The organism is Variovorax sp. N23 (assembly GCF_025486315.1).
In the GTDB taxonomy this organism is placed as follows: Bacteria; Pseudomonadota; Gammaproteobacteria; order Burkholderiales; family Burkholderiaceae_C; genus Variovorax.
The window spans coordinates 312,117-338,088 of record NZ_JAOOPY010000003.1 but is presented as its reverse complement, the minus strand read 5'-3'; the positions used below and the strand labels follow the sequence as shown (position 1 = coordinate 338,088).

The 25,972-nt window shown below is 67.7% G+C and carries 26 protein-coding genes and 1 tRNA gene; 15 read left to right on the top strand and 12 right to left on the bottom strand.

Annotated elements, in window-relative coordinates; all coding sequences use genetic code 11:
• Positions 1 to 29 precede the first annotated feature (29 nt).
• Together N8A90_RS06790 and N8A90_RS06785 are read left to right on the top strand one after the other, a co-directional pair.
• Positions 30 to 452: a tripartite tricarboxylate transporter TctB family protein gene (locus N8A90_RS06790; protein WP_262073909.1), complete on the top strand. Its 423-nt coding sequence runs from the start codon at positions 30 to 32 to the stop codon at positions 450 to 452.
• Positions 452 to 1,984: a tripartite tricarboxylate transporter permease gene (locus tag N8A90_RS06785; RefSeq protein ID WP_262073908.1), complete on the top strand. Its 1,533-nt coding sequence runs from the start codon at positions 452 to 454 to the stop codon at positions 1,982 to 1,984. Before N8A90_RS06790 ends, N8A90_RS06785 begins: the two co-directional genes overlap by 1 nt.
• Here N8A90_RS06785 and N8A90_RS06780 read toward each other — a convergent pair.
• A complete protein-coding gene (locus N8A90_RS06780; RefSeq protein ID WP_262073907.1) occupies positions 1,942 to 3,945 on the bottom strand; it encodes a phosphatase PAP2 family protein in 2,004 nt (667 codons plus the stop codon). The two genes, N8A90_RS06785 and N8A90_RS06780, sit on opposite strands and share 43 nt — an antisense overlap.
• 248 nt (positions 3,946 to 4,193) lie before the next feature.
• On the opposite strand from N8A90_RS06780, the gene N8A90_RS06775 reads away from it, so the two are divergent.
• From N8A90_RS06775 to N8A90_RS06755, 5 genes are read left to right on the top strand one after another with little or no spacing between them, the layout of a single operon-like run.
• Entirely contained in the window at positions 4,194 to 5,075 is an 882-nt protein-coding gene (locus N8A90_RS06775) for a sulfurtransferase (protein WP_262073906.1), read from the top strand.
• Positions 5,072 to 6,286: a cystathionine beta-lyase gene (gene metC, locus N8A90_RS06770; protein ID WP_262073905.1), complete on the top strand. Its 1,215-nt coding sequence runs from the start codon at positions 5,072 to 5,074 to the stop codon at positions 6,284 to 6,286. Before N8A90_RS06775 ends, metC begins: the two co-directional genes overlap by 4 nt.
• Complete coding sequence (locus tag N8A90_RS06765; protein WP_262073904.1) at positions 6,283 to 7,068, top strand: GntR family transcriptional regulator; 786 nt, start codon at positions 6,283 to 6,285, stop codon at positions 7,066 to 7,068. The genes metC and N8A90_RS06765 overlap by 4 nt, the downstream gene beginning before the upstream one ends.
• A gap of 16 nt (positions 7,069 to 7,084) precedes the next feature.
• Positions 7,085 to 9,442 carry a molybdopterin-dependent oxidoreductase gene (locus tag N8A90_RS06760; protein WP_262073903.1) on the top strand — a complete coding sequence of 786 codons (2,358 nt, stop codon included), beginning with the start codon at positions 7,085 to 7,087 and terminating at the stop codon, positions 9,440 to 9,442.
• A 36-nt stretch (positions 9,443 to 9,478) separates the two neighbouring features.
• Positions 9,479 to 10,453, top strand: a complete 975-nt coding sequence (locus N8A90_RS06755; protein WP_262073902.1) for a Bug family tripartite tricarboxylate transporter substrate binding protein — start codon at positions 9,479 to 9,481, stop codon at positions 10,451 to 10,453.
• A gap of 6 nt (positions 10,454 to 10,459) precedes the next feature.
• Here N8A90_RS06755 and N8A90_RS06750 read toward each other — a convergent pair whose 3' ends face one another.
• From N8A90_RS06750 to N8A90_RS06740, 3 genes are all read right to left on the bottom strand, one after another.
• Entirely contained in the window at positions 10,460 to 11,974 is a 1,515-nt protein-coding gene (locus N8A90_RS06750; protein ID WP_262073901.1) for a tripartite tricarboxylate transporter permease, read from the bottom strand.
• A gap of 1 nt (position 11,975) precedes the next feature.
• The gene (locus tag N8A90_RS06745) at positions 11,976 to 12,512 is read right to left on the bottom strand and encodes a tripartite tricarboxylate transporter TctB family protein (RefSeq protein ID WP_262073900.1); all 537 of its coding nucleotides are present in this window, start codon (positions 12,510 to 12,512) and stop codon (positions 11,976 to 11,978) included.
• 132 nt (positions 12,513 to 12,644) lie between these two features.
• Positions 12,645 to 13,604 (bottom strand): Bug family tripartite tricarboxylate transporter substrate binding protein, encoded by a 960-nt coding sequence (locus N8A90_RS06740; RefSeq protein WP_262073899.1) that lies wholly within the window; start codon positions 13,602 to 13,604, stop codon positions 12,645 to 12,647.
• A gap of 115 nt (positions 13,605 to 13,719) precedes the next feature.
• Between N8A90_RS06740 and N8A90_RS06735 the strand changes: the two genes are divergently transcribed.
• From N8A90_RS06735 to N8A90_RS06720, 4 genes are all read left to right on the top strand, one after another.
• The gene (locus N8A90_RS06735; protein ID WP_262073898.1) at positions 13,720 to 14,403 is read left to right on the top strand and encodes a response regulator transcription factor; all 684 of its coding nucleotides are present in this window, start codon (positions 13,720 to 13,722) and stop codon (positions 14,401 to 14,403) included.
• Positions 14,400 to 15,818 carry a sensor histidine kinase gene (locus tag N8A90_RS06730; protein WP_262073897.1) on the top strand — a complete coding sequence of 473 codons (1,419 nt, stop codon included), beginning with the start codon at positions 14,400 to 14,402 and terminating at the stop codon, positions 15,816 to 15,818. The genes N8A90_RS06735 and N8A90_RS06730 overlap by 4 nt, the downstream gene beginning before the upstream one ends.
• Positions 15,819 to 15,820: 2 nt before the next feature.
• The gene (locus N8A90_RS06725; protein WP_262073896.1) at positions 15,821 to 16,249 is read left to right on the top strand and encodes an RNA-binding S4 domain-containing protein; all 429 of its coding nucleotides are present in this window, start codon (positions 15,821 to 15,823) and stop codon (positions 16,247 to 16,249) included.
• A 160-nt stretch (positions 16,250 to 16,409) separates the two neighbouring features.
• Complete coding sequence (locus tag N8A90_RS06720) at positions 16,410 to 16,574, top strand: hypothetical protein (protein ID WP_262073895.1); 165 nt, start codon at positions 16,410 to 16,412, stop codon at positions 16,572 to 16,574.
• A 1-nt stretch (position 16,575) separates the two neighbouring features.
• Here N8A90_RS06720 and N8A90_RS06715 read toward each other — a convergent pair whose 3' ends face one another.
• Entirely contained in the window at positions 16,576 to 16,863 is a 288-nt protein-coding gene (locus N8A90_RS06715) for a hypothetical protein (protein WP_262073894.1), read from the bottom strand.
• 152 nt (positions 16,864 to 17,015) lie between these two features.
• On the opposite strand from N8A90_RS06715, the gene N8A90_RS06710 reads away from it, so the two are divergent.
• The gene (locus N8A90_RS06710) at positions 17,016 to 17,399 is read left to right on the top strand and encodes a hypothetical protein (RefSeq protein ID WP_262073893.1); all 384 of its coding nucleotides are present in this window, start codon (positions 17,016 to 17,018) and stop codon (positions 17,397 to 17,399) included.
• A gap of 37 nt (positions 17,400 to 17,436) precedes the next feature.
• Here N8A90_RS06710 and N8A90_RS06705 read toward each other — a convergent pair whose 3' ends face one another.
• Positions 17,437 to 17,709 carry a hypothetical protein gene (locus N8A90_RS06705; protein ID WP_262073892.1) on the bottom strand — a complete coding sequence of 91 codons (273 nt, stop codon included), beginning with the start codon at positions 17,707 to 17,709 and terminating at the stop codon, positions 17,437 to 17,439.
• Between the two features lie 352 nt (positions 17,710 to 18,061).
• Between N8A90_RS06705 and N8A90_RS06700 the strand changes: the two genes are divergently transcribed.
• From N8A90_RS06700 to N8A90_RS06690, 3 genes are all read left to right on the top strand, one after another.
• Entirely contained in the window at positions 18,062 to 18,523 is a 462-nt protein-coding gene (locus tag N8A90_RS06700) for a universal stress protein (RefSeq protein WP_262073891.1), read from the top strand.
• A 16-nt stretch (positions 18,524 to 18,539) separates the two neighbouring features.
• Entirely contained in the window at positions 18,540 to 19,985 is a 1,446-nt protein-coding gene (locus N8A90_RS06695) for a trypsin-like peptidase domain-containing protein (RefSeq protein ID WP_262073890.1), read from the top strand.
• 82 nt (positions 19,986 to 20,067) lie between these two features.
• A complete protein-coding gene (locus N8A90_RS06690) occupies positions 20,068 to 20,316 on the top strand; it encodes a hypothetical protein (RefSeq protein WP_262073889.1) in 249 nt (82 codons plus the stop codon).
• Positions 20,317 to 20,440: 124 nt separating this feature from the next.
• Here the strand turns inward: N8A90_RS06690 and N8A90_RS06685 are convergent.
• The 6 genes from N8A90_RS06685 to cysS form a co-directional block, all read right to left on the bottom strand.
• Positions 20,441 to 20,533 (bottom strand) — tRNA-Ser (locus tag N8A90_RS06685).
• A gap of 35 nt (positions 20,534 to 20,568) precedes the next feature.
• Entirely contained in the window at positions 20,569 to 21,837 is a 1,269-nt protein-coding gene (locus N8A90_RS06680; protein ID WP_262073888.1) for an aspartate kinase, read from the bottom strand.
• Positions 21,838 to 21,933: 96 nt separating this feature from the next.
• Positions 21,934 to 22,884, bottom strand: a complete 951-nt coding sequence (gene tilS / locus N8A90_RS06675; protein ID WP_262073887.1) for a tRNA lysidine(34) synthetase TilS — start codon at positions 22,882 to 22,884, stop codon at positions 21,934 to 21,936.
• A 35-nt stretch (positions 22,885 to 22,919) separates the two neighbouring features.
• Positions 22,920 to 23,900 (bottom strand): acetyl-CoA carboxylase carboxyltransferase subunit alpha, encoded by a 981-nt coding sequence (locus tag N8A90_RS06670; protein ID WP_262073886.1) that lies wholly within the window; start codon positions 23,898 to 23,900, stop codon positions 22,920 to 22,922.
• Positions 23,901 to 23,915: 15 nt separating this feature from the next.
• Positions 23,916 to 24,566: a DNA-3-methyladenine glycosylase family protein gene (locus N8A90_RS06665; RefSeq protein WP_262073885.1), complete on the bottom strand. Its 651-nt coding sequence runs from the start codon at positions 24,564 to 24,566 to the stop codon at positions 23,916 to 23,918.
• 14 nt (positions 24,567 to 24,580) lie between these two features.
• Entirely contained in the window at positions 24,581 to 25,957 is a 1,377-nt protein-coding gene (cysS, locus tag N8A90_RS06660; protein WP_262073884.1) for a cysteine--tRNA ligase, read from the bottom strand.
• Positions 25,958 to 25,972: the final 15 nt, after the last annotated feature.

Below are 25,972 nucleotides of genomic sequence, written 5' to 3'. Positions count from 1 at the left end.
ACTCCCGCGCCGCTCGAAAGGCGCTCGCCATGAACAGCCGCAACTTCGTCCGGGGCGTGGTCATCATGGCCATCGCCCTGCTCTTCGGCATCGTCGCGCTGAACTACCAACTGGGCACCCTCGCCCGTTCCGGCGCCGGGATGTTCCCGTTCATGGTGAGCTGCGCGCTGTTCGTGGTCGGTCTGATCACGGCGGGTCGTTCCTTCTTCATCGAGCGCCTGCCGGTGGACTACAACGTGAAGAACATCGTGCTCATCCTGACGAGCCTGGTGGGCTTCGCGGTGATCTCCGAATACATCAACATGATCCTCGGCATCGTGTTCCTGGTGTTCTGCTCGACCTTCGCCGGCACCTCCTACTCCGTGTTTCGCAACATCAAGATCTCGGTCTGCCTGATCGCGATCGCGTTCGCCTTCAAGAACTTTCTCGGCCTCGGCCTGCCGCTGTACTGATGGAACTCCTTCACAACCTCGCGTTCGGGTTCGAGCAGGCACTCACGCTGCAGAACCTGCTCTATTGCGCCCTCGGCTGCACCGTCGGCACCTTGATCGGGCTGCTGCCCGGCCTCGGGCCGCTCTCCACCATCAGCCTGCTGCTGCCGCTGACCTACTCCATCCCCGCCGGCGGCGCATTCATCATGCTGGCCGGCATCTATTACGGTGCGCAATACGGCGACAGCGTGAGCGCGATCACGATGAAGATCCCGCACGCCAGCAGCATCGTGGCGTGCATCGACGGCTACCAGATGACGCTCAAGGGCAAGACGGGCCTGGCGTTGTTCACGGCCGGCATCTCCAGCTTCATCGGCGGCACCGTGGCCATCATCGTGCTGGCGACCATGGCCCCCATGCTGGGCGAGGTCGGCTTCCTGTTCGGTCCGGCCGACTATTGCGCACTGATGCTGCTGGGCTTCTTCTGCGTGAGCTTCGTCAGCAGCGGCAGCCTGCTCAACGGCCTGGCCATGGCCATGATCGGCGTGCTGCTCGGCATGATCGGCACCGACGTCAACAGCGGCACGGCGCGCTACACCATGAACCTGCCCTTCCTGATGGACGGCGTCGGGCTCATCAGCATCGCGCTGGGCTGCTTCGGCATCGCCGAGGTGGTGAAGAACCTCGACAACAAGAATGTGTTGACGCCCTTCAACGGCAAGATCAAGCTCATGCCGACCTGGCCGGAGTTCAAGCGCATCATTCCGAGCGCACTGCGCGGCAGCGTGATCGGTTCCATCCTGGGCATCCTGCCCGGCGGCGGCCCGACCATCGCCCAGTTCGCAGCGTATGCGGCCGACAAGCGCTTCAGCAAGTACAAGCACGAGATCGGCACCGGCTGCATCGAAGGCGTGGCCGGCCAGGCTGCCGCGGACGAGGCCGCCGCACGCACCAGCTTCATCCCGCTCATGGCCATCGGCATTCCCGAGAACGCCGTGATGGCGCTGATGATGGCGGCCTTCATCGTCAAGGGCATCCAGCCCGGCCCGAACATGATCGCCAGCCACCCCGACCTGTTCTGGGGCCTGGTGGCCAGCATGTGGATCGGCAACTGCTTCCTGGTGATTCTCAACGTGCCACTGGTGCGCTACTGGCTGTCGGTCTTCAAGATTCCGTACGTCGTGCTGTTCCCGGCCATCCTGTTCTTCTGCTGCATCGGTACGTACAGCATCAACAACAGCCTGGACGACATCTACACCACAGCGGTGTTCGGCCTGATCGGCTACCTGTTCCTGCGGCTCGACATGGAAGCCGCGCCGCTGATGCTCGGCTTCATCCTGGGCCCGATGCTGGAAGAGAACTTCCGCCGCGCGATGCTGCTGAGCCGCGGCGAGTTCGGCATCTTCTTCCACCGCCCGATCAGCGCCACGCTGCTCACCGTGATCGCGATCGTGGTCGTCTGGCAGACGCTCGCGTTCTTCCGGGCGGCGAAGAAGAAAAGGCTCGTCGCTCAGACCGCGTCGATGCGCAACGACAGCTCCGTCGCGGTGTAGGTCGGCGTGACCTTGAAGCCGGCCGGCACGGTGATCGCGCTGAACTTGCCGATCAGCGCGCCGCTGCTGACGACCGTGAGCACGTCGCCCACGCTGGGCGCCGCGCCGGCCTTGAACGTGACGTTCAGGGTGCCGTCCAGGGCCGCCACGCCCTTGACCGCCAGGCGGCCGGCGCCGTTGCCGCCGATGTTCATCTGCAGCGTGCTGCCGCCCCGCTGCGTGTAGGCACCCGCCATCGTCACCATCGAATCGACATTGCAGACCAGCGTGCCGCCACCGACGTAGACGTTGCCCTGGCCGAAGGCGCTGGCCGAGTCCGCCTGGAGCGTGCCGGCCACGAGCTGCGTGCCGCCGCTGTAGCTGTTCTTGCCGCCCAGGCGCAGCGTGCCGCTGCCGGTCTTGCTCAGCTTGCCGGCACCGGTGATGTCGTTGCGCCAGCTGTCCGTCGCGTGGAAGCCACCCAGGCTGGCGTCCATCTTCACGACCACGTCGCCGTTGAACGCGCCGTAGCCGTCGGCCGCATCGAACAGGTTCAGACGACCCCAGCCTTCGGCGTCGTCCATCGCCGGGTAGCCCGACGCGATGGCGGTGGTCTTGAGCACCACGCGGCGCTGCTCGGCGTCGAGGTACGGCAGCCGGGTCTCCAGCAGCACTTCGGCGCCCTTGGGCACGACGGCCGGTTGGGTCCTGTCGCCGACCTGGGTCAAGCCGAAGGTCATGCGGCGCAGGTAGGCGGCCTTGCTGGCCGCGTGGTCCGCGAAGCGGTCCTGGTCCGCGCCCTGCGAATGCGCGACGGCGTTGAGGGCCGTGGCATCGGCTGCGCCGACCGCCGTCATCAGCACCGACTGGGCCTGCGCACGGGCCGCGGCCTTGCGCGCGGCGTTGGCGCCGGTGGACAGGCTGGCCGCCGCCACCGCATGGCCCTGGATGCGTCCACCGATCACGTCCAGCGGCGAGTGCATGCCCGCGAGAATGCGGTTCTCGCCGAGTTCGAGGCCGCGGGCAACCATCTCCTGGAAGCGCTCCGGCACCACGTAGCCGAAGGCGAAGCTGTTGCGCACCGCCTCTGCCGTGTGGCCGCTGACGAAGCCGCCGTCGGTGGCGGGCGTGGTGCTCTTCGCCGGTTCGAGCGCGGGAACCACCTTGACGCTGCTGCTCCAGCGCCATGGGCGTGCGTACTTGAAGTAGCGCTTGGCCGGCTCGGTGGAGCCGTTCTCACCGATGTTGTTGATCAGGTCGACCACGGTGCCGAAGCTCGGGTTGGCGCCGCCGCCCACGCCGCTGTTGTTGCCGCCGTCGTCGTACTTCACGGTGGTGGCGTCGGCGGCGATACCGGTGATCGTCGTGGTCTGCTGCGCGGCCGCGCGCCAGGCCGCCGTGAGCGGCCCCAGGCCGTCGCTGACGCTGTAAGCCTTGCCCCGGCGGTCGTCGAGGTAGGCCGCCAGTTCCTGCGCGCTGGTGCGGGCGGTGGTCACATCGACCACGTACTGGATGTTGCGGCCCAGCACGGCCGCGTTGACGACCTTGCCGTCGGTGGCGTCCCCGGGAATGCCGCTCCAGTTGGACGCGGTCACGGCCGGAAAGCCCGCCTGCGCCGGGGCCGTCTGGCCTGCGTCCACCAGCAGCGTGCTGGGCGTCCACAAATCGAGGAAGCCGGCCACCACGCGGACGCCGGCGTTGGTTTCCTTGGTGGCGTAGCGCGCATCGCCACGCTGGTTGGTCGCGGCGTTGTCGACGAACGGCGGGACGGTGGCCGTGTCGGGCACCGGTGCGGCATCGGTGAAGCCGAGGTCCTTCGGCGCGCCGCCTGCGACGGGCGCGACGGCGGCAGGCGCCGGTGCGGTGCCGGTGGCAGGGGTCGAAGCGCTCGAATCGTCGCCTCCCCCGCCGCAGGCCGACAGGCACAGCGCGGCGACCAGGGTGATGACGAAGGGACGGGAAGATGACAGGAGCAGAGACATGAAGAGGGGGTTCGATGCGGGAGGGAAGCGCGAGCCGGCAGAGGCGCCGGGCACGGCGACACGCACTCTAGACATCGAAGAAGTCATGCCCGTGAAACGTCGATGCAGAGGGCAGACGCCGCTGAAGTCGGCGTTTCAGGGCAGACCCCGACCCCGAGGTGGAATCAGGGCCATGGCAAAACATTTTTGACATGTCATTCCATGCTCCTGTATTCTCAATTCATCAAATTGACATTTCAGGTGGCCCAATGGACGCTCAACTGGTTAGTACGTCATGGCTTGCAGCCCATCTCGACACACCGGGCCTGGTGGTCCTGGATTGCGGGTGGTACCTGCCCGACTCCGGCAAGAAAGGGGTCGACGACTTCCTGGCCGGGCATATTCCGGGCGCCCGTTACCTGGACCTCGAGCAGGTGTCCGACCCGGACTCCCCCTACGTGAACATGCGGCCGTCCGCGAGCCGGTTCGAGTCCTGCATGCGCGCGCTCGGCATCGACAAAGATTCGCTGGTCGTCGTCTATGACGCCGGCTATGTTTCGGCCCGCATCTGGTGGATGCTGCGCACGTTCGGCCACGAAGGCGTGCGCATCCTCGATGGCGGCTGGCGCAAATGGAAGGCCGAGGGACGGCCCGTGGAAGCAGGGCCTGCGGCACCACCGGCGCCAGGCGACTTCGTCGCGTCGCCCCAGGCGGGCAAGGTGGCGGTCTGGCAAGACGCATTGGCGGCGTCGCGCGACGGCACGGCGACACTGGTCGACGCCCGGACTGCCGAGCGGTTCACCGGTGCCATGCCGTCCGGGTACCCGGGCGTGCCCGGTGGCCACATCCCCGACGCGCTCAATGCGCCCTGGAGCCGATTCATGGATCCGGAACGCGGCCATGTCTTCGTCAACGCGGAGCAGGCGCGGGACATTCTGGTCGCGGCGGGCGTTGACCTCGACCGCCCGGTCATCACGACCTGTGGCTCGGGCGTGACCGCCGCCATCCTGGCCCTGATGCTCGACCGCATCGACCATGCCGACCACCGGCTGTACGACGGTTCGTGGCACGAGTGGGCGCAGCGGGACGGCCTGCCACGTGTCTCGGTGACCGACAGCGCGCCGGACACCGCGCCGGGAGCCAAGGCATGAGCGGCGGGGGTCGCGACACCACCGGCCTCGCGCGCGACACGCTGTACGTCGCGGCGGGGCGCGACACCGATCTGCCTGGGCGGTCCGTCAACCCACCCATCGTCCGCGCATCGACGTTTCTGTTCAATTCGCTGCAGGAGCTGGAATCCGCCGCCAAGGCGCCCTTCGACGGCGCTTTCTACGGGCGCCTGGGGACGCCAACCACCTTCGCCTTCGAGCGCGCCATGGCGCAGGCCGAAGGCGGTTACCGCAGCATCGCGACAGGCTCGGGCCTTTCGGCCATCGTGGCGGTTCTGGTGGGGTTCCTGAAGACCGGCGACCACGCACTGATCGTGGATTCCGTGTACGAACCGGTGCGGCGCTTCTGCCACCGCGTCCTGGCCGGCATGGGCGTGGAAGTCACCTTCTACGACCCGGGCCTCGGCGCTGCGGAACTGGAGCCGCTGATCCGCACGACCACCCGGCTGATCTACATGGAGTCGCCCGGGTCGGGCACTTTCGAGGTGCAGGACGTCCCCGCCATCGTGGCGCTGGCCAAACGCCGCCAGCTCGTGACGGCGATGGACAACACCTGGGCCACGCCGCTGTACTACCGGCCGATCGAGCACGGTGTCGACATCTCGATCCACGCCGCCACCAAGTACATCGTGGGCCACTCCGATGCCGTGCTCGGCGTCGTGACCACCAACGAGGCCACCTGGGGGCCGGTGCGCCAGGCCAGCCAGGACCTGGGCGCGAGCGCGGGCTCGGAAGAGTGCAACCTCGGCCTTCGTGGCCTGCACACGCTGGCGGTGCGCATGCGCCAGCACGAGGCGACGGCGCTCACCCTCGCGCGGTGGCTGGCCGAGCAGCCCGCTGTTTCCCGCGTGTTCCATCCGGCGCTCGAAAGCTCGCCTGGGCATGCGCACTGGAAGCGCGACTTCGATGGCTCGAGCGGGCTTTTCAGCATCGAGCTGGGTGGCATGTCCGCCACGGCCTTCGATGCTTTCACCAGCGCCCTGAAGCTCTTCTCCATCGGCTTCAGCTGGGGTGGTTTCGAGAGCCTGATCCTGCCCGCCCATCCCGAGAAGACGCGCACCGCACCGGCCTGGCAGGGCACAGGCCCCCTCCTTCGGCTGCATGCCGGCCTCGAAGACCCCGCCGACCTGCTCGCCGATCTGCAAGCGGGCTTCGTCGCGGCGGCCCGCACCAAAGACACCGGCTCCCCATGACACGCGCCAAACGCACACTGACGCCGACGCCGCCTGCCGACCCGGCTGCCACCGCAACGCCCGGTCGCCTGGGCGATCACGCCTACGAACGGCTGCGCAGCGATGTGATGCACTGCCTGATCCTGCCGGGTGCCGAAGTGACGGAAGCGTTGCTCGCGGCGCGGTATGGCCTCGGCAAGGCGCCCATCCGCTCGGCACTCCTGCGGCTGGTGCAGGAAGGGCTCGCGGTGTCCTTGCCGCGCCGCGGCTACCAGATCGCCCCCGTCACCATCCGCGACATCCGCGAACTGTTCCAGCTGCGCGCACTGCTCGAACCCGAGGCCGTGCGGCTCGGCGTGCCGCATGCGGACGTTGCCGCGCTGCGCACGCTCGACGCCGTCCTGGCGAGTGGGTTCACGAAGGGCGACGTGGAAGGCGAAGCGGCCTACCTCGCCGCCAACCGCGCCTTCCATTCCACGCTCATCTCGGCGTGCAACAACGAGAAGCTGACGCGCGTCATCGACAACGTGATCGACCAGATGGGCCGCCTCTTCCACCTGGGCCTGACGCAAACCTGGAACAAGGGCAAGCTGCGCAGCGAACACCAGGAACTGGTGGACGCCGTCGAGGCCCGCGATGCCGACCGCGCCGCAGCGATCGTGGCCGAGCACATCGAAACCATGCGGCAGACCGTCATCGAAGGCGTCATGCAGCACGACAGCCTGGCCTTCCCCTCGGCCTCGACGGCGTCCACAGCGTCGCCGGCACCGCGCATCGCACGTCCTCCCGTGCGTGCCGACTGACCGAGGCGTCCGGCCGATGTCGCTCACATCCAGTCATTGGGGAACCTACGAGGTGGTCCGCGACGGCGGGCAGGCCGTGGGCCTCCAGGCGTTCAGGCACGACCCGGACCCCTCGCCGATCGGGCTGTCCGTCTTCGAGGCGGCCACAGGCCCGCTGCGCATCCAGAAGCCGGTGGTGCGATCGAGCTGGCTGCAGGCGCAGCGCGCCCGCCGGGCGCTGCCGCCGGGCACGCGCGCGCCCGGGCCGATCACGGCGGAAGAAGGCGCAACGCATCTGCGCGGGCAGGAGCCGTTCGTCGAAGTCTCCTGGGACGAAGCGCTGGACCTGGTTGCCGGCGCGATCCGAGAGGTCATCGACACGCACGGCAACGAGTCGCTCTATGCGGGCTCCTATGGATGGTCGAGCGCCGGTCGGTTTCACCATGCGCAGAGCCAGGTGCATCGCTTCTTCAACTCAGTGGGCGGCTACGTCCGGCATGCGACGAACTACAGCTTCGGGGCGGCGCAGGTGCTGATGCCGCACGTCGTCGCGCCGATGGACCATCTCATCACTCATCACACCAGCTGGGATGTCCTGGCCGAGCACTGCGAATTGTTCGTGAGCTTCGGTGGCGTTCCGTCGAGGAACGTGCAGGTCAGCGCGGGCGGTGCCAGCCAGCACAAGGTGCGAGATGGTCTGGCCGCCATGCGCGCGAATGGCGTTCGCTTCGTGAGCGTGAGCCCCGACGCCGCAGACCTGGACCATGTCGGCGAGCACGAATGGCTGGCCATCCGGCCGCACAGCGACACCGCGCTGCTGCTGGCCCTGGCGTACGTCGTGTATGTCGAAGGCCTGCACGACCGGGATTTTCTCGACAAGTACTGCGTCGGCTTCCAGCGCGTGGTGCCCTATCTGCTGGGCGAGGCCGACGGCGAACCCAAGACGCCGGCCTGGGCCGAAGCCAAGACGGGGATTGCCGCCGAACGCATCTGCACACTGGCCCGCGAGATGGCGGCATCGCGCACGATGATCAACATCGCCTGGTCGCTGCAACGCGCACACCACGGTGAGCAACCCTACTGGATGCTGGTGACGCTGGCCGCGATGCTCGGCCAGATCGGCCTGCCCGGCGGTGGCTTCGGCGTGGGTTACGGCGCCACCAGCCTGATGGGCAACGACGCGCCGCTCTTCTCCGGCCCCACCTTGCCGCAGGGCAAGAACCCCGTGCAGGCGTTCATCCCCGTCGCGCGCCTGACGGACATGCTGGAACAACCCGGCGGACGGTTCACCTATGACGGCCAGGACCATCGCTACCCGGACATCCACCTGGTCTATTGGGCCGGCGGCAATCCCTATCACCACCACCAGGACCTGAACCGCCTGATGCGTGCGTGGCGTCGACCCGGTGCCGTCGTCGTGCACGAGCAGTTCTGGACGGCGACCGCGCGGATGGCCGACGTCGTGTTGCCAGCCACCACGTCGCTCGAACGCGACGACATCGGCTACTCCAACCGGGACCGCTTCATCATCGCGATGAAACGCGCGATCGAGCCCGTCGGCGAGGCGCTGGACGACTACGACATCTTCACCGGCCTGGCACGACGACTGGGTGCCGAAGCGCTCTACACCGAAGGTCGTACCGCCATGGAGTGGTTGAAGGAAATCTACGGGCAAAGCGAAAGCCGGGCGCAGCGCGCAGGCGCCGCCCTGCCCGACTTCGACACCTTCTGGGCGCAGGATTGCTGCGATCTCGGCGCGTGGAGCGCGCCGGTGGTGATGCTGGCGCAGTTTCGTGCCGACCCGGTCGCGCACCCGCTGGCGACGCCCTCGGGCCGGATCGAGCTCTACAGCGAGACGATTGCCGGCTTCGACTGCGAAGACTGCGCGGGTCACGCCCGCTGGTTCGAACCCGTCGAATGGCTCGGCAGCGCAGCGGCCGGCGAGTTCCCGCTGCACATGCTGTCGAATCAGCCCGCCGCGAAGTTGCACAGCCAGTACGACCATGGCGCATCGAGCCGCAGCCACAAGGTCGATGGCCGCGAGCCGATCCTGCTGAACCCCGAGGACGCCCAGGCGCGCGGCATCGTCGACGGCGACGTGGTCCGTGTGTTCAACGCGCGGGGCGACTGCCTGGCCGCGGCCCGGCTCACGCCGCAGTTGCGACCGGGCGTGGTGAAGCTGTCGACCGGCGCATGGTTCGATCCGTCGTCATGGGCCGGCGCCGACAGCCTGGAGAAACACGGCAACCCCAACGTGCTGACGCGAGACCAGGGCGCATCCAGCCTGTCGCAAGGATGCATGGCGCAAACCTGCCTGGTGGAGATCGAGCGCTTCGCGGCACAGCCGCCCGCCGTCACCGCGTTCGAGCCCCCGACCGTTCTCCCCCGGACCTGACCGCAACTTCACCTCGATCCACCTCGAAAGGCCACCATGACATCGAAACGCTCTCTCGCACTTTCCGGCACCGCCTTGGCGCTTTGCTTCGGCGTGGCCACAACGGCCATCGCGCAGGCATTCCCATCCAAGCCGATCCGCCTGATCGTGCCGTACGCCGCCGGCGGCTCGTCGGACCAGATCGCGCGCCTGGTCGCGGTCCCGATGTCCAAGTCGCTGGGCGTGCCCGTGGTCGTGGAGAACATGGCGGGCGGGAACACCATGATCGGCGCTGGCGCCGCGGCGCGCGCCGCGCCCGACGGTCACACGCTCATGGTCAACGGCGTGGCGTTCTCGGTGAATGTTCTCGTCACGAAGGCGCCCAGCTACAAGACGGACGACTTCGTCCCCGTGGCCTCGCTCATCAAGTTTCCCTATGTCTTGAGCGTGAACACCACCGTGCCCGCCACCAACGTGGCCGAACTCGTGGACCTCGCCAGGAAGCAACCGCAGAATGTCAACGCGATATCGCTCGGGACCGGTGGCGTCACCCACCTGCTGAACGAGCGCTTTGCCTCGGCCGTCGGCGTGCCGATCACGAGCGTGCCGTACCGCGGGGCGGCACCGGCGCTGGTGGACCTGCTGTCCGGCCAGGTGCAGTTCTACATCGACGCCACGGTGTCGTCGATCCAGCACATCCGCAGCGGCAAACTGCGCCCCCTGGCCGTGACGACCGACGAGCGTTCTGCCTTGCTGCCCAACGTCCCCACGTTCAAGGAACTGGGCTACCCGGGCATGACGCAGGAAGGCTTCTTCGGCGTGTTCGCGCCCAAGGGCACGCCACAGCCGATCGTCGACCGGCTCAACGCGGAGGTCATCAAGGCCCTGGCCACGCCAGAAGCCGTGGCACTGTTCGAGCGCGATGGCCTGAAAGCACCCGCCTACACGCCCAAGCAGTTCGCCGATTTCGTCAAGAAGGACGGCGCTGTCTGGGCGGAGACCATCAAGCCGCTCAAGATCCAGCTGGACTGACCCAGTTCAGAGCGCTCCGGCCCGCGCCTTCTTCATCGCCATTGCCTTGGCCACGCGCGGCAGGATCAGCACCGCCAGCACCACGAGGATCAGCACGATCGACATCGGGCGCTGGAAGAACACCACCGCACTGCCCTCGCCGATGGACATCGCGTTGCGCAGCTGCGCTTCGGCCAGCGGCCCGAGGATCATGCCGACGACGACCGGTGCGGTCGGAAAGTCGAAGCGCCGCATGATCACGCCCAGCACACCGATGGCGTACAGCAGGAACAGGTCGAACGCGCTCTGGCGCATGCCATAGGCACCGACCGTCGCGAAGATCAGGATGCCGGCGTAGAGCTGGGGCTTGGGGATCTTCAGCAGCTTGACCCACAGGCCGACCATCGGCAGGTTGAGCACCAGCAGCATCACGTTGCCGATGTAGAGCGAGGCGATCAGCGCCCACACCAGCGCGGCCGAGGTGGTGAAGAGCTGCGGGCCGGGCTGGATGCCGTAGTTCTGGAAGGCGCCCAGCAGGATGGCGGTGGTGTTGCTGGTCGGGATGCCGAGCGTCAGCAGCGGGATGAGCGCGGCCGTCACCGTCGCGTTGTTGGCGGCTTCGGGGCCGGCCACGCCTTCGATGGCGCCGGTGGTGCCGAACTCGGCCTTGGCGTCGCTGTCCTTCGCGAGCTTCTTTTCCATCGCATAGCTCAGGAAGGTCGGGATCTCGGTGCCGCCGGCCGGGATGCAGCCGAAGGGCGTGCCGATGGCCGTGCCGCGCAACCAGGCGGGAATCGACCGCTTCCAGTCGCGCTTGCTCATGTGCACGCGGCTGAGCTTGTTCTGGCCCTCGACGACCTTGCCTTCGTACAGCACGGCATAGAGCACTTCCGCCACGGCGAAGAGGCCGACCGCGACCAGCACGATCTCGATGCCGTCGAGCATCTCGGGGATGCCGCCGGTGTAGCGGCCCTGGCCCGAGATCTGGTCGAGGCCGACGCAGCCGGCGGCCAGCCCGATGAAGAGCGCCGTCATGCCACGCAGCGTGCTCTTGCCGAGCACCGCGCTCACCGTGGTGAAGGCCAGCAGCATCAACAGGAAGTATTCGGGCGGGCCGAGCTTCACGGCGAATTCGGCCACGAAGGGCGCGAACAGAGTGACGACCACCGTGGCGATGGTGCCGGCCACGAAGGAGCCGATGGCCGCGGTGGCCAGCGCGGCGCCCGCGCGGCCGCTCTTGGCCATCTTGTTGCCCTCCATGGCGGTCACCATGCTGGCCGTTTCCCCGGGCGTGTTCAGCAGGATGGAGGTGGTCGAGCCGCCGTACATCGCGCCGTAGTAGATGCCCGAGAAGAAGATCATCGAGGCCGTGACGTCGACCTTGCCGGTGATCGGCAGCAGCATCGCCACCGCCACCGCGGGGCCGATGCCCGGCAGCACGCCGACGGCCGTGCCGAGGGCACAGCCCACCAGGCACCAGAGCAGATTGGCAGGGGTGATCGCCGCGGCGAAACCCTGCATGAGTGCGTTGAAGATGTCCATGTCAGATCCAGCCGCTAGAAGTGAGGCCCGGCAGATTGATGGCCAGGAACTGCGTGAACATCCAGAACACCGGTGCCGCGATGAGCATGCCGGTGACGGCATCGATGAGCCAGGTGCGCGGGCTGTTGACCCCGCCCTGCCCGCTCGCGCGGCGCAGGCCCTGCACAGCGAGCACGTAGCACAGCGTGCAGCTGAAGATGAAGCCGATGGTGGTGATGAGGGATGCGTTCAGCAGCAGCCCGGCCGACACCCAGACGAAGCCCGACCAGTAGGTCTCGGCCGCGCCCGAGGGTTCGTCCATGTCGCGGAAGCCGCCGGTGCGAGATTCCCAGATGATCCACGCGCCGCAGATCGACAGCACGATCGACACGAGCCACGGCAGGAAGTTGGGGCCGACGCCGCCGTAGCCGGCCTCCGAAGAAATGCCGATGGCGCCGCCAGCCAGCGCGAGGCCGGTGAGCAGCACGCCGACGCCGACCAGGGTCTGCGGCCACGTGGCGCCGCGCCCCACATCCACGGGAAGAGAGCTGGAGTTCATGTTTTTCTCTGAGGGAGGAGCGAAATCGTCCCCTTCCAGGGACACCACGGAACCGGCTTCGCCGGGCCGTTGGTGTCGCCCCCGGAAGGGGGTGGGCGCAGCCACACGAAGTGGGCAAGCCCCGGGGGAGAGTCAAATCATCCCGGACTTGGCCATGATGGCGCGCAGGCTGGCGAAGTCGTCGTCGACAAACTTCGCGAACGCATCGCCCGACAGCACGGCCGGCGTCCAATCGTTCTTCTTGAGCGCCTCGGCCCAGGCCGAACTCTTCACGGCGGCCAACACCATGTCGGTGACGGTCTTGCGCTGCTCGGGCGTGAGGCCCGGGGCGCCGTACACGCCGCGCCAGTTGCCGATCTCAACGTCGATGCCCTGCTCCTTCAGCGTGGGCACGTTGACGCCCGGCAGGCGCTGCGCAGACGTCACGGCGATCGCGCGCATCTTGCCCGCGGCGATGTACTCGGCGAATTCGCTGTAGCCGCTGCCGCCCACCGTGACGTTGCCGCCCAGAATGGCCGCAGTGGCCTCGCCGCCGCCACGGAAGGCGACGTAGTTGATCTTCGACGGATCGGCGCCGACCTTCTGCGCAATCATGGCTGCGGCGATGTGCTCAGTGGAGCCGCGCGAACCGCCGCCCCACTTGACGCTGCCCGGGTCCTTCTTGAGCTGGTCGACCACGTCCTTCATGGTCTTCAGCGGCGAACTGGCCGGCAGCACGAACACGTTGTATTCAGTCGTGATGCGCGCGATGGGCGTGGCCTGCTCGAGCTTGACCGGCGGCTTGCCGGTGATGATGCCGCCCAGCATGACCGAGCCCATGACCATCAGCGCGTTCGGGTCGCCCTTGGCGCCGTTGACGAATTGCGCCAGGCCCAGCGCGCCGGCGGCGCCGCCCTTGTTGTCGTAGGTGACCGTGTCGGCCACCTTGGCGTCGGTCAGGGCCTTGCCCAGGGCACGCCCGGTGGTGTCCCAGCCGCCACCCGGGTTGGCGGGAATCATCATCTTGAGGTTGGCGGCAGCGCGTGCCGACAGGGGCAACGCACCCGCGGCGGCTAGGGCGGCCAGGGACTTCAAAAAGGTGTCGCGACGCATCGGGTGTCTCCTTATGGAATGAAAGCTGATTGGAAGCTGAACGCCGCTATGATGCGCCGCCCTGCTGTCAGTTGGCTGTCCTGCGGACTGGGGTAAACACGAACCCACCTCCCCGATGAAGCTGCTGCTGGTCGAAGACGACCCCACCATGCAAACCACGCTGCAGCGCACGTTGGGCCGCCGCCGCATCGACGTGCGGGTGTGCGGCGACGGGGCGCTGGCAGTGGCGCAATGGCAAGCGCTGGAACCCGACGTGGTGGCGCTGGACCTCAACCTGCCGAACCTCGACGGGCTGCAGGTGCTGGCCCAGGCGCGTGCTGCCGGCCTGCGCACCCCCGTGCTGCTGCTGACGGCGCGCGGCACGGTGGGCGACCGCATCGTCGGGCTCAATGCCGGTGCCGACGACTACCTGCCCAAGCCCTTCGACCTGGACGAATTGGAGGCACGCCTGCGCGCCCTGCGCCGCCGCCACCAGCAAGGCGACGCTGGCGACGCGCCGGCCGGCCCGCAGCCGGTGGGCAGTTTGCGCTACGCGGCCGACAGCGGGGCCATCTACCACCGGGCCGATGTCATGGAGCTCACGCCGCGAGAGCTGGCGCTGCTCAAGGCGCTGATGATGAATCCCGGCCATGCGGTGAGCAAGGAGCGCCTGTTCGAGCTGGTATTCCCGGGCGAGGCGGACGTGCAGTACGAAGCCGTGGAGGTGGTCGTCTACCGCCTTCGCAAGAAGCTGGTCGGCACTGGCACCGCGCTGATGACGCTGCGCGGGCTGGGCTACCTGTTGCGCGAGGAGCCGTGAGGCGGCTGTTCGCGACCTCGGCGACCTCGCTGCGGGCACGGCTGCTGCTCGGCATCCTGGTGCCGGTGGCGCTCGTCATCGCGGTCAACAGCGTGAGCCTGTACCGCCAGAGCCTGGCCGCGGCCACCATCGCCTACGACCGCACGCTGCTGGCGTCGGCCAAGACCATCGGCGAGCAGCTCGACGTGACCGGCTACGACGACGCGGCGGTGCTGCGCGCGGTCGTGCCCTACTCCGCGCTCGAGGCCTTCGAGGCCGACAACCAGAGCCGCATGTACTACCGCGTGTCGACCCTGAAGGGCGAGATGATCTCGGGCTTCGACGAGGTGCCCTTCTGGCGCGGCACGCTGCCGATCCGCCCGCCGTATGCGTCGCTGGTCGACTTCTACGACGCCGAGTTTCGCGGGCAGCAGGTGCGTATCGCCGTGCTGCTGCAGCCCGTGGCCAGCGCCGTCGGCCGCGGCATGGCGGTGGTGCAGGTGGCGGAAACGCTGGAGATCCGCGAGACGCTGGCGCGCACGCTGCTGCTCGACACGCTGTGGCGGCAGGCCGTGCTGCTGGCGGTGATCGCGCTCGTCACCGCGCTGGTCGTGCAGCGCGCGACCCAGCCGGTGCGCGCGCTGGGCGAGGCGATCGAGGCGCGCGCCGCCGACGACCTGTCGCCCATCGATGCGCCCGACGCCCCGCGCGAGCTGCGCCCGCTGGTCGAGGCGACGACGCGCGTCATGGGCCGGCTGCAGGCGCTGCTCGACCACCAGAAGCGCTTCGTGCGCGACAGCGCCCACCAGCTGCGCACGCCGCTGGCGGTCCTCAAGGCGCAGGTGCAGTCTGCGCGGCGCGGCGACGTACCGGCAGATCAGGCCCTCAGCGAGATCGACGCCACCGTGGCGCGAGCGACGACGCTGGCCAACCAGATGCTGTCGCTGGCCAAGGTCGAGCAGCTGCGCCAGCAGCCGGAGTCGAGCACGCAGGACCTGGGCGAGGTGGTGCGCCAGGTGGCGCTCGACGTGTCGCCGCTGATCGCCGACAAGGCGCTCGATTTCGAGCTCGACGCCGACGCCGTACCGGTGCACGCCCACCGCTGGATGCTGCAGGAACTGACACGCAACCTGCTGCACAACGCCGTCAAGCACAGCCCGCGCGGCGGCATGCTGTCGGTGCAGGTGCGCGCGGAGGGGGGTGAGGCGCTGCTGCGGATCGCCGACGCCGGCCCCGGCATCACGGCCGAACTGCGCGGGCGGCTGTTCGCGCCCTTCTCCGCCGGCGACATGGCCAGCGGCTCGGGGCTGGGGCTGGCGATCTGCCGGGAGATCGTGCAGGCACTGCGGGGTCGCATCGCGCTGGACAATCGCCTGGCGGACGGCCGTGTCGTCGGTCTCGACGCCACCGTGCGGCTGCCGCTGGAACAAGGATAGGAATGGATCGTCTGCGCATCGACAAGTGGCTGTGGGCCGCGCGCTTCTACAAGACCCGCTCGCTGGCGGCCGACGAGATCGGCAAGAACCGCGTGCAGGTCAACGGCGACGTCGCGAAAGCCTCGCGCGAAGTCAAGGCGGGCGATACCGTCGCGCTGCGCCAGGGCGCCGTGCAACGGACCGTGGTCGTGCGGGGCCTGAGCGGCCAGCGCGGGCCGGCGCCGGTGGCGCAGCAGCTCTACGAGGAGACGGCGGAAAGCATCGCGGCGCAGGCCGCGGCCCGGGAACAGCGGCGCCTGGGCAGCGAGCCGGCGCTGAGCATCGAGCAGGGACGGCCGACCAAGCGCGAGCGCCGCAGCCTCGACCAGGCCCGAAGCGGCTGGGGCCCGCGCTGGAGCGCCAGCCTGGACGACGACGGAAATAGCGAATAGCCGTCGGCAATGCGGCATAGCCGGCGTGCCTCATCGCCGGCACCCCGGCGCGCGCCAGGATGCGCTTAGCCGAATGGCGTATTGAGGACATGCAAGCTCACGCGCAGACTGCAGGCTCGCCCCCGGGGTTCATCTCATCGCTTCTTCCAAAGGCACGGAAATGGAAACGCTTTCGCAAGCACAGTTCGTGGTGGCCTTCGCCTCCGCAGCGGGGGTCGGTATCGGCATGCTGGTGACCCTGAGCCGTTCGCAGATCATGCTCACCCAGGCGATGGCCGCGCGTGTCGCCGCCTCTATCGCGACGCTGGACGAGTCGACACGCTGAGTCAGAACCGGCCCAGCAGGCGCTTGCGAGGCGCCGCCACGGGTCGAACCGCCTTCCCGTTCGGCGTCGTCAGCGGGAAGCGACGCAGCATCCAGTGGCCGAGCGGCGTGATGGCTTCCACGGTGGCCGGTGGCTGGTCATAGCCATGCAGCGTGCGCACCGGCAAGGGGATCGTCGCCTTCACATGCCCCGCCAGATGCAAGACACGCAGGCTGTCCACCTCCTTGCCAGAGAACAGGTTGACTGGGAGGGATGCCTGAGCGAGCTGATGAAGGAGCAGAAGTGACACGGGGGCCTTGCTGGGCGGGATGCATTGATTTTCGGTGGGCTCTAGCACGCCCGACATGCCACCGAGTATCAACAAAGCCCGGCCGGCGTGAACAAGTTGACACTGTTTAACGGTGGTCGACGAACATACTCACGGGTCACTCGGAGGTGCTCATGAGTCAATGGGAAGCGGAATTCGCCGGCGCCGTGGCCAACCTGGAAACGGCCTACGCTGTGGATCAGCGCGCCTATGATGCCCTGCGTGATCCACTCAAGGCGTCCTGGGCCCTGCTCCCCACATGGATGTGGCCCGAGCCGGAGCGCGTGGGCGCCCTGCTGCGTGCGCGGATCGATCTCGTGGCCGCGGAAGACGACGTGCGCGATCTGGTACGCCGCCAGAGCATCGCCATCCGCAATGCCCGGGCCCGCCGCCAGGCCATGTACCAACGCCGCGCCTTCGCACAGACGGCCCCCGACGAACTCAGCGGCCCGGCGGCCCTGGCCGCACTGTCCTCCTCGCCCGTCATCAGCGCCGCACAATCCGCGGGCGAGTCTTGAGCCTCCAGGCACCGCCACCGGCCGGCGCTGCGGGCCACTACTGGATCGTCGTGTGGGCCACGTCGAAAGAGGGGCTGATGAAGGTGGGCGCAGCGAGTTCGCCACGGCGCGGGCCACTGGCACCGGCCGCCGCCTGCAGCGCCATGTAGCCGGCGGCCAGGGCCGCCTGGTAGGTCTTGGCAGGCGCGTCGGCCGCGTCGATCGGCTCGTACACACCCGCGTCGTCGTTCTCTTCCTGCAGCACCCAGAAATACAGGCCCGGCCACGGTTCGTCCACGGTCAGTGCAATGCGGCGCAGATCAGCAGTCATTTCTTCGTTCCTCGTCGGGCCGGGCCCGTTGGCTGTTGTGTGTCGGAACCTCACGGAACCGAGTTCTTTAGTTCACATTCGATGACCTTTGTCACCGTCTGTCGATAGGCTGAATTAGGCATGGCTTTCGCCCGATCCGCACGACCTGGGAGGCTCGATGTAATGCTTTTAAGTGACAAATCTCCCAAAACACGAGGACATTAGTACTCTTTTTCCTCAGCACCGACGGCGCGCGCCGTCGTGGCTCACGCCCAGGAAGCGGCACCCGTCCCCGGAACTTGATCCACCGCAAGCCGCTATCCGCGGCATCGGCGCAACATCGTGGCTCGACGGCTTCTCAAGGAGAGACACCATGTACCGCTACATCCTGGTTCCACTCGACGGCAGCAAGACGGCCGAGCGCGGCCTACGCGAGGCGATCCGGTTCGCCGATGCGCAGAAGACGAAGGGCAAGCTGCGTCTGGTGCACGTCATCGACGAGTTCCCCACGCTGGTCGAGCTCTCTTCGATGAACAGCTTCGAGCTCTCGATCCAGCGCCTGCGCGACGACGGCCATGCGCTGCTGGAGCGCGCCGCGCGCACTGCCGCCGAAGCCGACGTGCAGGCCGATACGACCTTGTGCGAAGTCACGCAGGGCCGCATCGCCGACGCGCTGGTGGACGAGGCCCGCAAGAGCGGCTGCGACCTCATCGTGATGGGCACGCACGGCCGCCGCGGCTTCAGCCGCCTGGCGCTCGGCAGCGATGCCGATCTGGTGGTGCGCGCGAGCACGGTGCCGGTGCTGCTCGTGCGCGATGCCGCGGCGGATACCTGAGGAAGCCGCCGGCGGCATGTGGGCTCCCTGGCGTGTGGCGGCGTTCGCTGGCGGGCTGCTCCTGCTGGGCGGATGCACGGCCCTGTCGGCCCCGCCTGCCGCGCTGTCCGCGGGCCGCATACCGGAATCGGGGATCGAATCGAGCTTCGCGTCGCTGGTAACGCGGCGCAGCGCCGCCGTGGTGGACATCGCGACGCTTCGCATCGGGCGCGACGCCAGCCTCGACGACGCCGAACCCGAATTCATGCCGGAGAACGACTTCGCCGATCGCCTGGCCTGGCCGCTCCCGGCGAGCGCGCAGCCCAGCCAGCTTCGCGATCTCGCCTCGGGCCTGATCCTGTCGAGCGATGGCTACATCCTCACCAGCGCGCATGTGATCCGCAGCGTCGACGACATCCAGGTGCGGCTCGACGACGGCCGCCGCTTCCGTGCACGCGTGGTCGGCATCGACGCGCGCAGCGACGTGGGCGTGCTCAAGATCGCGGCCACCGGCCTGCCCACCGCCGTCATGGGCGATTCCTCCCAAGTGGCCACGGGCGACTGGGTGGCCGCGATCGGCGCACCCTTCGGCTTCCATGGCAGCTTCACTGCCGGTGTGGTCAGCGCCACCGGCCGATTCCTCAACGGCGCAGGCGAAATTCCGTTCATCCAGACCGACGTCGCCATCAACCCGGGCAGCTCCGGCGGCCCCCTCTTCAACAGCCGGGGCGAGGTGGTGGCGATCAATGCGCTGATCTACAGCGGCAACGGCGGCTTCATGGGCATCTCCTTCGCGGTCCCCATCAATCTGGCGCTGAAGATCGCCCATGAGTTGCGCGCGAACGGCACCGTCCGGCGCGTCCATCTGGGCGCCGAGTTCCAGGAGGTGACGCCGGCCCTCGCACAGTCGTTCGGCGCACACGGCACCTCGGGGGCGCTGGTGGTGCAGGTGCAGGACGACGGTCCGGCCCACGCCGCCGGCCTGGTGGTCGGGGACATCGTGACCGCGATCGACGGCGTGCCCGTGGCGCGCCCCATCGCCCTGCTCGACGCCATGGCCGCACGGCCGGCCGGTACGCGGTGCAGCCTGACGGTCTGGCGACGCGGCGCCGCCGTGACCGTGCGTGCCACGCTGGCCCTCCAACCGGGCGGCACGCCACACGACGCCCCACCCAGCGATCTCGCATGGACCGACGACCTCGGCCTGACGCTGCTCGAACTCACCCCCGCACAGCGCCTGCTGTTTCGCATCGACAACGGCCTGTGGGTGCGCGACGCTGGCGGGCTCGCACGCGGCGAAGGGGTGCGCCCCGGCGACGTGCTCATCGCCGTCAATGACAGGCGCGTGGCCCACGTGGCCGACTTCAAACGCCTGCTCGCCGCATTGCCACCTGGCGGCGGCAGCGTCGCGCTGCTGCTGATGCGCGACCGCCGGATGGCCTACCTGGCCATCGATCTGCCGCCGAAGCCGCCTGCTCGCTGACGCGCGCCGATGGACGCGCCGGTCCACAGGCATCGCGCCGGCCCTGGCCGACAATCCCGGCTTCAAACAACGAGGATCTGCAATGGCGATCGAAATGGCTTTCTGGGCCGAGCCCGAACACATGGACGCCATCCGGGCGGCCAATGGCCTCACGAGCGGACTGAAGAATGTCCCCCTCTGCCCGTTCAACGTCGGCGACACCTTCAGCTACCCCGGCCCCACCAATGCCCTGGCCTACCGGGTCATCCAGCGGCATTACCAGCCGATGGCGGACGGAAGCGCGAAGTGGGTCATGAAGATCGAGCCCTGCGCGCATCCCGTGGCCGGGTAGTTCCGTGCGTCGCTGCGCGACGAAACGCGTCCGCCTACAGATAGACGCATTCCCCGCCGAGGGGGAAGCATTGGCCAATGAAAAAAGCCCCGTCAATCCGAAGATCAACAGGGCTTCATCAACTTGGCGGAACCGGAGGGATTCGAACCCTCGATGAGGCTCTACACCCCATACTCCCTTAGCAGGGGAGCACCTTCGGCCACTCGGTCACAGTTCCTTGGAGGCGTGATTATGCCAGTGTTCGGGCCGTTTTCAGGCAGTCGGCTGGTCGAGATCGAAGGCTTTGTGCAATGAACGCACCGCCAGCTCCATGTACTTCTCGTCGATCACGACGGAGGTCTTGATTTCGCTGGTGGAAATCATCTGGATGTTGATGCCCTCTTCGCTCAGCACGCGGAACATCTTGCTCGCGACGCCGACGTGGCTGCGCATGCCGATGCCCACGATGCTGACCTTGCAGATCTTGGTGTCGCCGACGATCTCGGCGGCGCCGAGCGTCGGCATCACCTTGGCCTTGAGCAGGTCGGTGGCCTTGGCGTAGTCGTTGCGGTTGACCGTGAAGCTGAAGTCGGTCTTCCCGTCCTTGCTCAGATTCTGGATGATCACGTCGACTTCGATGTTCGCGTCGGCGACGGCGCCGAGGATGTGGTACGCGATGCCCGGCCGGTCGGGCACGCCCAGCACCGAAATCTTCGCCTCGTCGCGGTTGAACGCGATGCCGGATACGACGGCTTGTTCCATGTTTTCGTCTTCCTCGAAAGTGATCAGCGTGCCGGACTTGGCTTCTTCATTGATGTCGATGTCCCAGGGCGTGAAGCTCGACAGCACGCGCAGCGGGACCTTGTACTTGCCGGCGAATTCCACCGAACGGATCTGCAGCACCTTGGAACCGAGGCTCGCCATCTCGAGCATTTCCTCGAAGCTGACGGTCTGCAACCGGCGTGCGTCGGGTTCGACGCGCGGGTCGGTCGTGTAGACGCCGTCCACGTCGGTGTAGATCAGGCATTCGGCGGCCTTCATCGCCGCGGCGATGGCCACGGCCGAGGTGTCGCTGCCGCCACGGCCCAGCGTCGTGATGTTGCCCGCGTCGTCCACACCCTGGAAGCCGGTGATGACGACCACCTTGCCGGCCGCCAGGTCGGCGCGCACGCGGGCGTCGTCGATGCTCTCGATGCGGGCCTTGGTGAAGGCGCTGTCGGTGTGCACCGACACCTGCCAGCCCGCGTAGCTCACCGAGGGCACGCCTTCGGCCTGCAGCGCGATGGCCAGCAGCGCCGACGAGGCCTGTTCGCCGGTCGACGCGAGCATGTCGAGTTCGCGGTCGTGGCTCGCATCGGTCTTGCTGGACGCGAGTTCCTTCGCGAGGCCCAGCAACCGGTTGGTCTCGCCGCTCATGGCACTCGGGACCACCACCATCTGGTGGCCGGCGCGTGCCCATTTGGCGACGCGCTTGGCGACGTTCTTGATGCGCTCGGTCGAGCCCATCGACGTACCGCCGTATTTGTGAACGATCAATGCCATGGGTGAAATCAAGGAGAGGAAAAACGGACGCCGCGATGTCGGCGACGGCCCTGCGGACCGCTTCGTCGATGGCCGGTTCAGCGCGAAGGCTGCGAGCTACGGCGAAGGCGCGACATTGTACCAACGCAGCCGCGCGCCATCCCGCTCGACGAAGCCGTCGGCCACCTTCAACCGAATGCCGTGGCCGCGGGTGCGGCAGGCCTCGACCTGGTCGAGCAATTGCTGCAGCTGCGCCTCGCTCGGCACCGCACGGTGCGCGCTGCGCAGCCAGTGCCGCAATGCGTTGGCGCGACGCTCGCGCGACAGCGCCTGCAGGGCGTCGATGGCTGGCGGCATGCCGGCGGTTTTCAGATCGATCTCTGCCAACTCGGTCAGCAAGGCCGACGCACGCGCCGCGTTGCGCGCGCTGCGCGCGAAGGTGTCGCGGAACTTCGGCAAGGCCTCGGCCAGTGCCGGCAGCACCCGCCGGCGGATGCGGTTGCGCGTGTAGCGCTCGTCGGTGTTGCTCGGGTCTTCGATGAACGGGATGGCCTCGGCCGCGAGCCAGGTGCGCAGATCGGTCGCCCGCAGGTCCAGCAACGGTCGGTGGAAACGAATACCGTGGCGCGTCATCTCGCGCGGCATGCCCGCCAGGCCGTCGAGCCCTGCGCCACGGCCGAGCGCGATCAGCATCGTCTCGACCTGGTCGTCCGCATGCTGCGCCAGCATCACGTCCTGCACCCCCTGCCCCGACGCGAGCACCGCCAGCGTGGCGTAGCGCGCCCGCCGCGCGGCATCCTCGGGGCTGTCGCCACTGTCATGGCGGGCGTCGACCCGGCCGATGTGCAACGGCACGCTCAGCGCGTCGCAGGTGGATGCGCAGTGGCGCTCGAAATCATCCGCCGCCGATTGCAGCCCGTGGTGTACATGCAGCGCCTGCACCTGCCCCGGCCAGCGTGCCGCCGCCGCGTGCAGCAGGGCCGTCGAATCGGCACCGCCGCTGTAGGCGATGCCCAGCGGAAGCGATACCGCCCACGAGGCGAGCGCGTGGGCGGCGGGGTTGTCCATGGTGATGGGCGAGCCGAAACCGGCTCGCAGACACGTCAGCGGCTGCTGTCAGCCTTGGTGTCCGAGAAGCGGCCGTAGCTCTGCAGACGCTCGTAGCGGCGCTCGAGCAGCTCCTTCACCTTCAGGTCGCTGACCTGGCGGAAGGCATCGTTCAAGGCGCGCTTGAGGAAAGCCGCCATCTGCTTGTGGTCGCGGTGCGCACCGCCGACCGGCTCGTTGACGATCTTGTCGACCAGGCCCAGTGCCTTCAGCCGATGCGCGGTGATGCCCAGCGCGTCGGCCGCTTCCTGCGCCTTCTCGCTGGTCTTCCAGAGGATCGAGGCGCAGCCTTCGGGGCTGATCACCGAATAGATCGAGTACTGCAGCATCACCAGCTGGTCGCCCACCGAGATGGCCAGCGCACCGCCGGAGCCACCCTCGCCGATGATGGTGACGATGATCGGCACCTCGAGTTGCGCCATCTCGAAGATGTTGCGGCCGATGGCTTCCGACTGACCGCGCTCCTCGGCGTCGATGCCGGGGTACGCGCCGGGCGTATCGACGAAGGTGAAGACCGGCAGTTTGAACTTCTCGGCCGTCTTCATCAGGCGCAGCGCCTTGCGGTAGCCCTCGGGCTTGCTCATGCCGAAGTTGCGCGTGGTGCGCTCCTTCGTGTCGCGGCCCTTCTGATGGCCGATGACCATGCAGGGCACGCCGTTGAAGCGCGCCAGCCCGCCGATGATCGACAGGTCGTCCGAGAAATGGCGGTCGCCATGCAGCTCGACGAAGTCGGTGAAGATCTCGTGGACGTAGTCGAGCGTGTACGGGCGTTCCGGATGCCGGGCGATCTTGGTGATCTTCCAGGGCGTCAGGTCGCTGTAGATGTCCTTGGTGAGCTGCTGGCTCTTCTTGCTGAGCTGATCGATCTCTTCGGAGATGTCGACCGCTGATTCCGTCTGCACATAGCGCAGTTCTTCGATCTTGCCTTCGAGTTCAGCGATAGGCTGCTCGAAGTCGAGGAAAGTTCGTTTCGCCAACGTCTTCTCCAGTTTTTAGTACGCGACCGGCACCGGGTCGAGCGACCGCCAAATATACCAAGTCGCCACGCTGCAATAGGGCGCCCAGCCCACCCCCACCTCGCGCAGGTCGCTGCGGCTGACCGGCTCGCCCGAAAAGTAGTTCTGGCTCACGCCGTTGATCAGGCCGATGTCGTCCAGCGGCAGCACATTGGGGCGCATGAGGTGGAAGATGAGGAACATCTCCGCCGTCCAGCGGCCGATCCCGCGGATCGCCACCAGCTCGTCGATGATCATCTCGTCGGTCATGTCCTTCCAGGCGTCGATGTGCACGGCGCCGGAATCGAAATGGATGGCGAGGTCGACCAGGTACTCGACCTTGCGCGCCGACAACCCGGCCGCGCGCATGTCGTCGACCTTGAGCTTGAGCACGTTGCGCGGCGTCATCTTGCGCGGCAGCGCCTCGAAGCGGTCCCAGACGGACTGCGCCGCCTTCACCGAGATCTGCTGACCGACGATGCTGCGCGCCAGCGTGGTGAAGGCGTCGCCGCGCGACTCCAGGCAGGCGTCGCCGAACTGCGGGATGAGCCGCTTCATCACGCGGTCCTTCTTGGACAGGTGCTTGCAGGCTTCCACCCAGTAGTCGGGCGTGATGATCTTGACGGGCAGGGAAACGGCGGGCGACATCGGGGTCCGGTCCTTCACTGCGCCGCAGCCCAGGTCGTGCCCGTGGCGGAGTCCTTGAGCACGATGCCTTGCGCGAGCAGGTCGTTCCGGATGCGGTCGGCTTCGCCGAAATTCTTCGCGGCCTTGGCCGCCGCGCGCTGCGCGATCAGCACCTGGATGGCCACGTCGTCGAGCGCACTGCCCGACTGAAGGAACTGCTGCGGGTCGCCCTGCAGCAGGCCCAGCGTACCGGCCAGCGCCTTCAGCAAGCCGGCCGTTTCGGCCGACGCCGTGCGGTTCACCTCGCCCGCCAGATCGAACAGCACGGCGATCGCCTCGGGCGTGCCGAAGTCCTCGTCCATGGCGGCCTTGAAGCGCGCGGCCTGGGGCTGCGACCAATCGATGGCGACCGGGGCCGGCGCCACCGAATGCAAGGCCGTGTAGAGGCGCTTGAGTGCGTTGCGCGCATCGTCCAGATGCGCATCGCTGTAGTTGAGCGGGCTGCGGTAGTGCGTGCGCACGAGAAAGAAGCGCAGCGTCTCGCGGTCGTACTTCTGCAGCACCTCGCGGATGGTGAAGAAGTTGCCCAGGCTCTTGGACATCTTCTCGTTGTCCACGCGCACGAAGCCGTTGTGCATCCATACGTTGGCCAGCGGCTTGCCGTGCGCGCCCTCGCTTTGCGCGATCTCGTTCTCGTGGTGCGGAAACTGCAGGTCGGCGCCGCCGCCGTGGATGTCGAAGGTCTCGCCCAGCGTCGCGCAGCTCATGGCCGAGCATTCGATGTGCCAGCCCGGCCGGCCCGAGCCGAAGGGGCTGGCCCACTTCACCTCGGCGGGTTCGGTCGGCTTGGACGCCTTCCAGAGCACGAAGTCGAGCGGGTCGTCCTTGCCGTCGAGCACCGCGACGCGCTCGCCGGCATGCAACTCGTCGAGCGACTTGCCCGACAGCTTGCCGTAGCCGGGGAACTTGCGCACCGCGTAGTTCACGTCGCCCATCGGCGAGCGATAGGCCAGGCCCTTCTGCTCGAGTGTCTCGATGATGCCGAGCATCTGCGGCACGTACTCGGTGGCGCGCGGCTCGATGTCGGGCGGCTCGATGCCGAGCGCGGCGACGTCCTCGTGCATCAGCGCGATCATCTCGTCGGTCAGCGCGCGGATCGTGATGCCGCGTTTGACCGCGCGCTCGATGATCTTGTCGTCGATGTCGGTGATGTTGCGCACATAGGTGACGTGCAGGCCGGTGGCACGCAGCCAGCGCTGCACCACGTCGAAGGCCATCATCATCCGCGCATGGCCGATGTGGCAGAGGTCGTACACGGTCATGCCGCAGACGTACATGCGCACCTGGCCGGGTTGCAGTGGAGAAAACTCCTCCAGTTCACGCGACAGCGTGTTGTAGATGCGCAGACTCATGGAAATCGGAAAGCG

Coding starts and splice junctions, on each gene's coding strand:
- N8A90_RS06700 (WP_262073891.1), top strand. CDS start 18,062: ATGTACCGCTACATCCTGGTTCCACTCGACGGCAGCAAGACGGCCGAG.
- N8A90_RS06750 (WP_262073901.1), bottom strand. CDS start 11,974: ATGGACATCTTCAACGCACTCATGCAGGGTTTCGCCGCGGCGATCACC.
- N8A90_RS06680 (WP_262073888.1), bottom strand. CDS start 21,837: ATGGCATTGATCGTTCACAAATACGGCGGTACGTCGATGGGCTCGACC.
- N8A90_RS06790 (WP_262073909.1), top strand. CDS start 30: ATGAACAGCCGCAACTTCGTCCGGGGCGTGGTCATCATGGCCATCGCC.
- N8A90_RS06745 (WP_262073900.1), bottom strand. CDS start 12,512: ATGAACTCCAGCTCTCTTCCCGTGGATGTGGGGCGCGGCGCCACGTGG.
- N8A90_RS06735 (WP_262073898.1), top strand. CDS start 13,720: ATGAAGCTGCTGCTGGTCGAAGACGACCCCACCATGCAAACCACGCTG.
- tilS (WP_262073887.1), bottom strand. CDS start 22,884: ATGGACAACCCCGCCGCCCACGCGCTCGCCTCGTGGGCGGTATCGCTT.
- N8A90_RS06690 (WP_262073889.1), top strand. CDS start 20,068: ATGGCGATCGAAATGGCTTTCTGGGCCGAGCCCGAACACATGGACGCC.
- N8A90_RS06705 (WP_262073892.1), bottom strand. CDS start 17,709: ATGACTGCTGATCTGCGCCGCATTGCACTGACCGTGGACGAACCGTGG.
- N8A90_RS06755 (WP_262073902.1), top strand. CDS start 9,479: ATGACATCGAAACGCTCTCTCGCACTTTCCGGCACCGCCTTGGCGCTT.
- metC (WP_262073905.1), top strand. CDS start 5,072: ATGAGCGGCGGGGGTCGCGACACCACCGGCCTCGCGCGCGACACGCTG.
- N8A90_RS06710 (WP_262073893.1), top strand. CDS start 17,016: ATGAGTCAATGGGAAGCGGAATTCGCCGGCGCCGTGGCCAACCTGGAA.
- N8A90_RS06725 (WP_262073896.1), top strand. CDS start 15,821: ATGGATCGTCTGCGCATCGACAAGTGGCTGTGGGCCGCGCGCTTCTAC.
- cysS (WP_262073884.1), bottom strand. CDS start 25,957: ATGAGTCTGCGCATCTACAACACGCTGTCGCGTGAACTGGAGGAGTTT.
- N8A90_RS06760 (WP_262073903.1), top strand. CDS start 7,085: ATGTCGCTCACATCCAGTCATTGGGGAACCTACGAGGTGGTCCGCGAC.
- N8A90_RS06780 (WP_262073907.1), bottom strand. CDS start 3,945: ATGTCTCTGCTCCTGTCATCTTCCCGTCCCTTCGTCATCACCCTGGTC.
- N8A90_RS06785 (WP_262073908.1), top strand. CDS start 452: ATGGAACTCCTTCACAACCTCGCGTTCGGGTTCGAGCAGGCACTCACG.
- N8A90_RS06775 (WP_262073906.1), top strand. CDS start 4,194: ATGGACGCTCAACTGGTTAGTACGTCATGGCTTGCAGCCCATCTCGAC.
- N8A90_RS06765 (WP_262073904.1), top strand. CDS start 6,283: ATGACACGCGCCAAACGCACACTGACGCCGACGCCGCCTGCCGACCCG.
- N8A90_RS06695 (WP_262073890.1), top strand. CDS start 18,540: ATGTGGGCTCCCTGGCGTGTGGCGGCGTTCGCTGGCGGGCTGCTCCTG.
- N8A90_RS06720 (WP_262073895.1), top strand. CDS start 16,410: ATGGAAACGCTTTCGCAAGCACAGTTCGTGGTGGCCTTCGCCTCCGCA.
- N8A90_RS06665 (WP_262073885.1), bottom strand. CDS start 24,566: ATGTCGCCCGCCGTTTCCCTGCCCGTCAAGATCATCACGCCCGACTAC.
- N8A90_RS06740 (WP_262073899.1), bottom strand. CDS start 13,604: ATGCGTCGCGACACCTTTTTGAAGTCCCTGGCCGCCCTAGCCGCCGCG.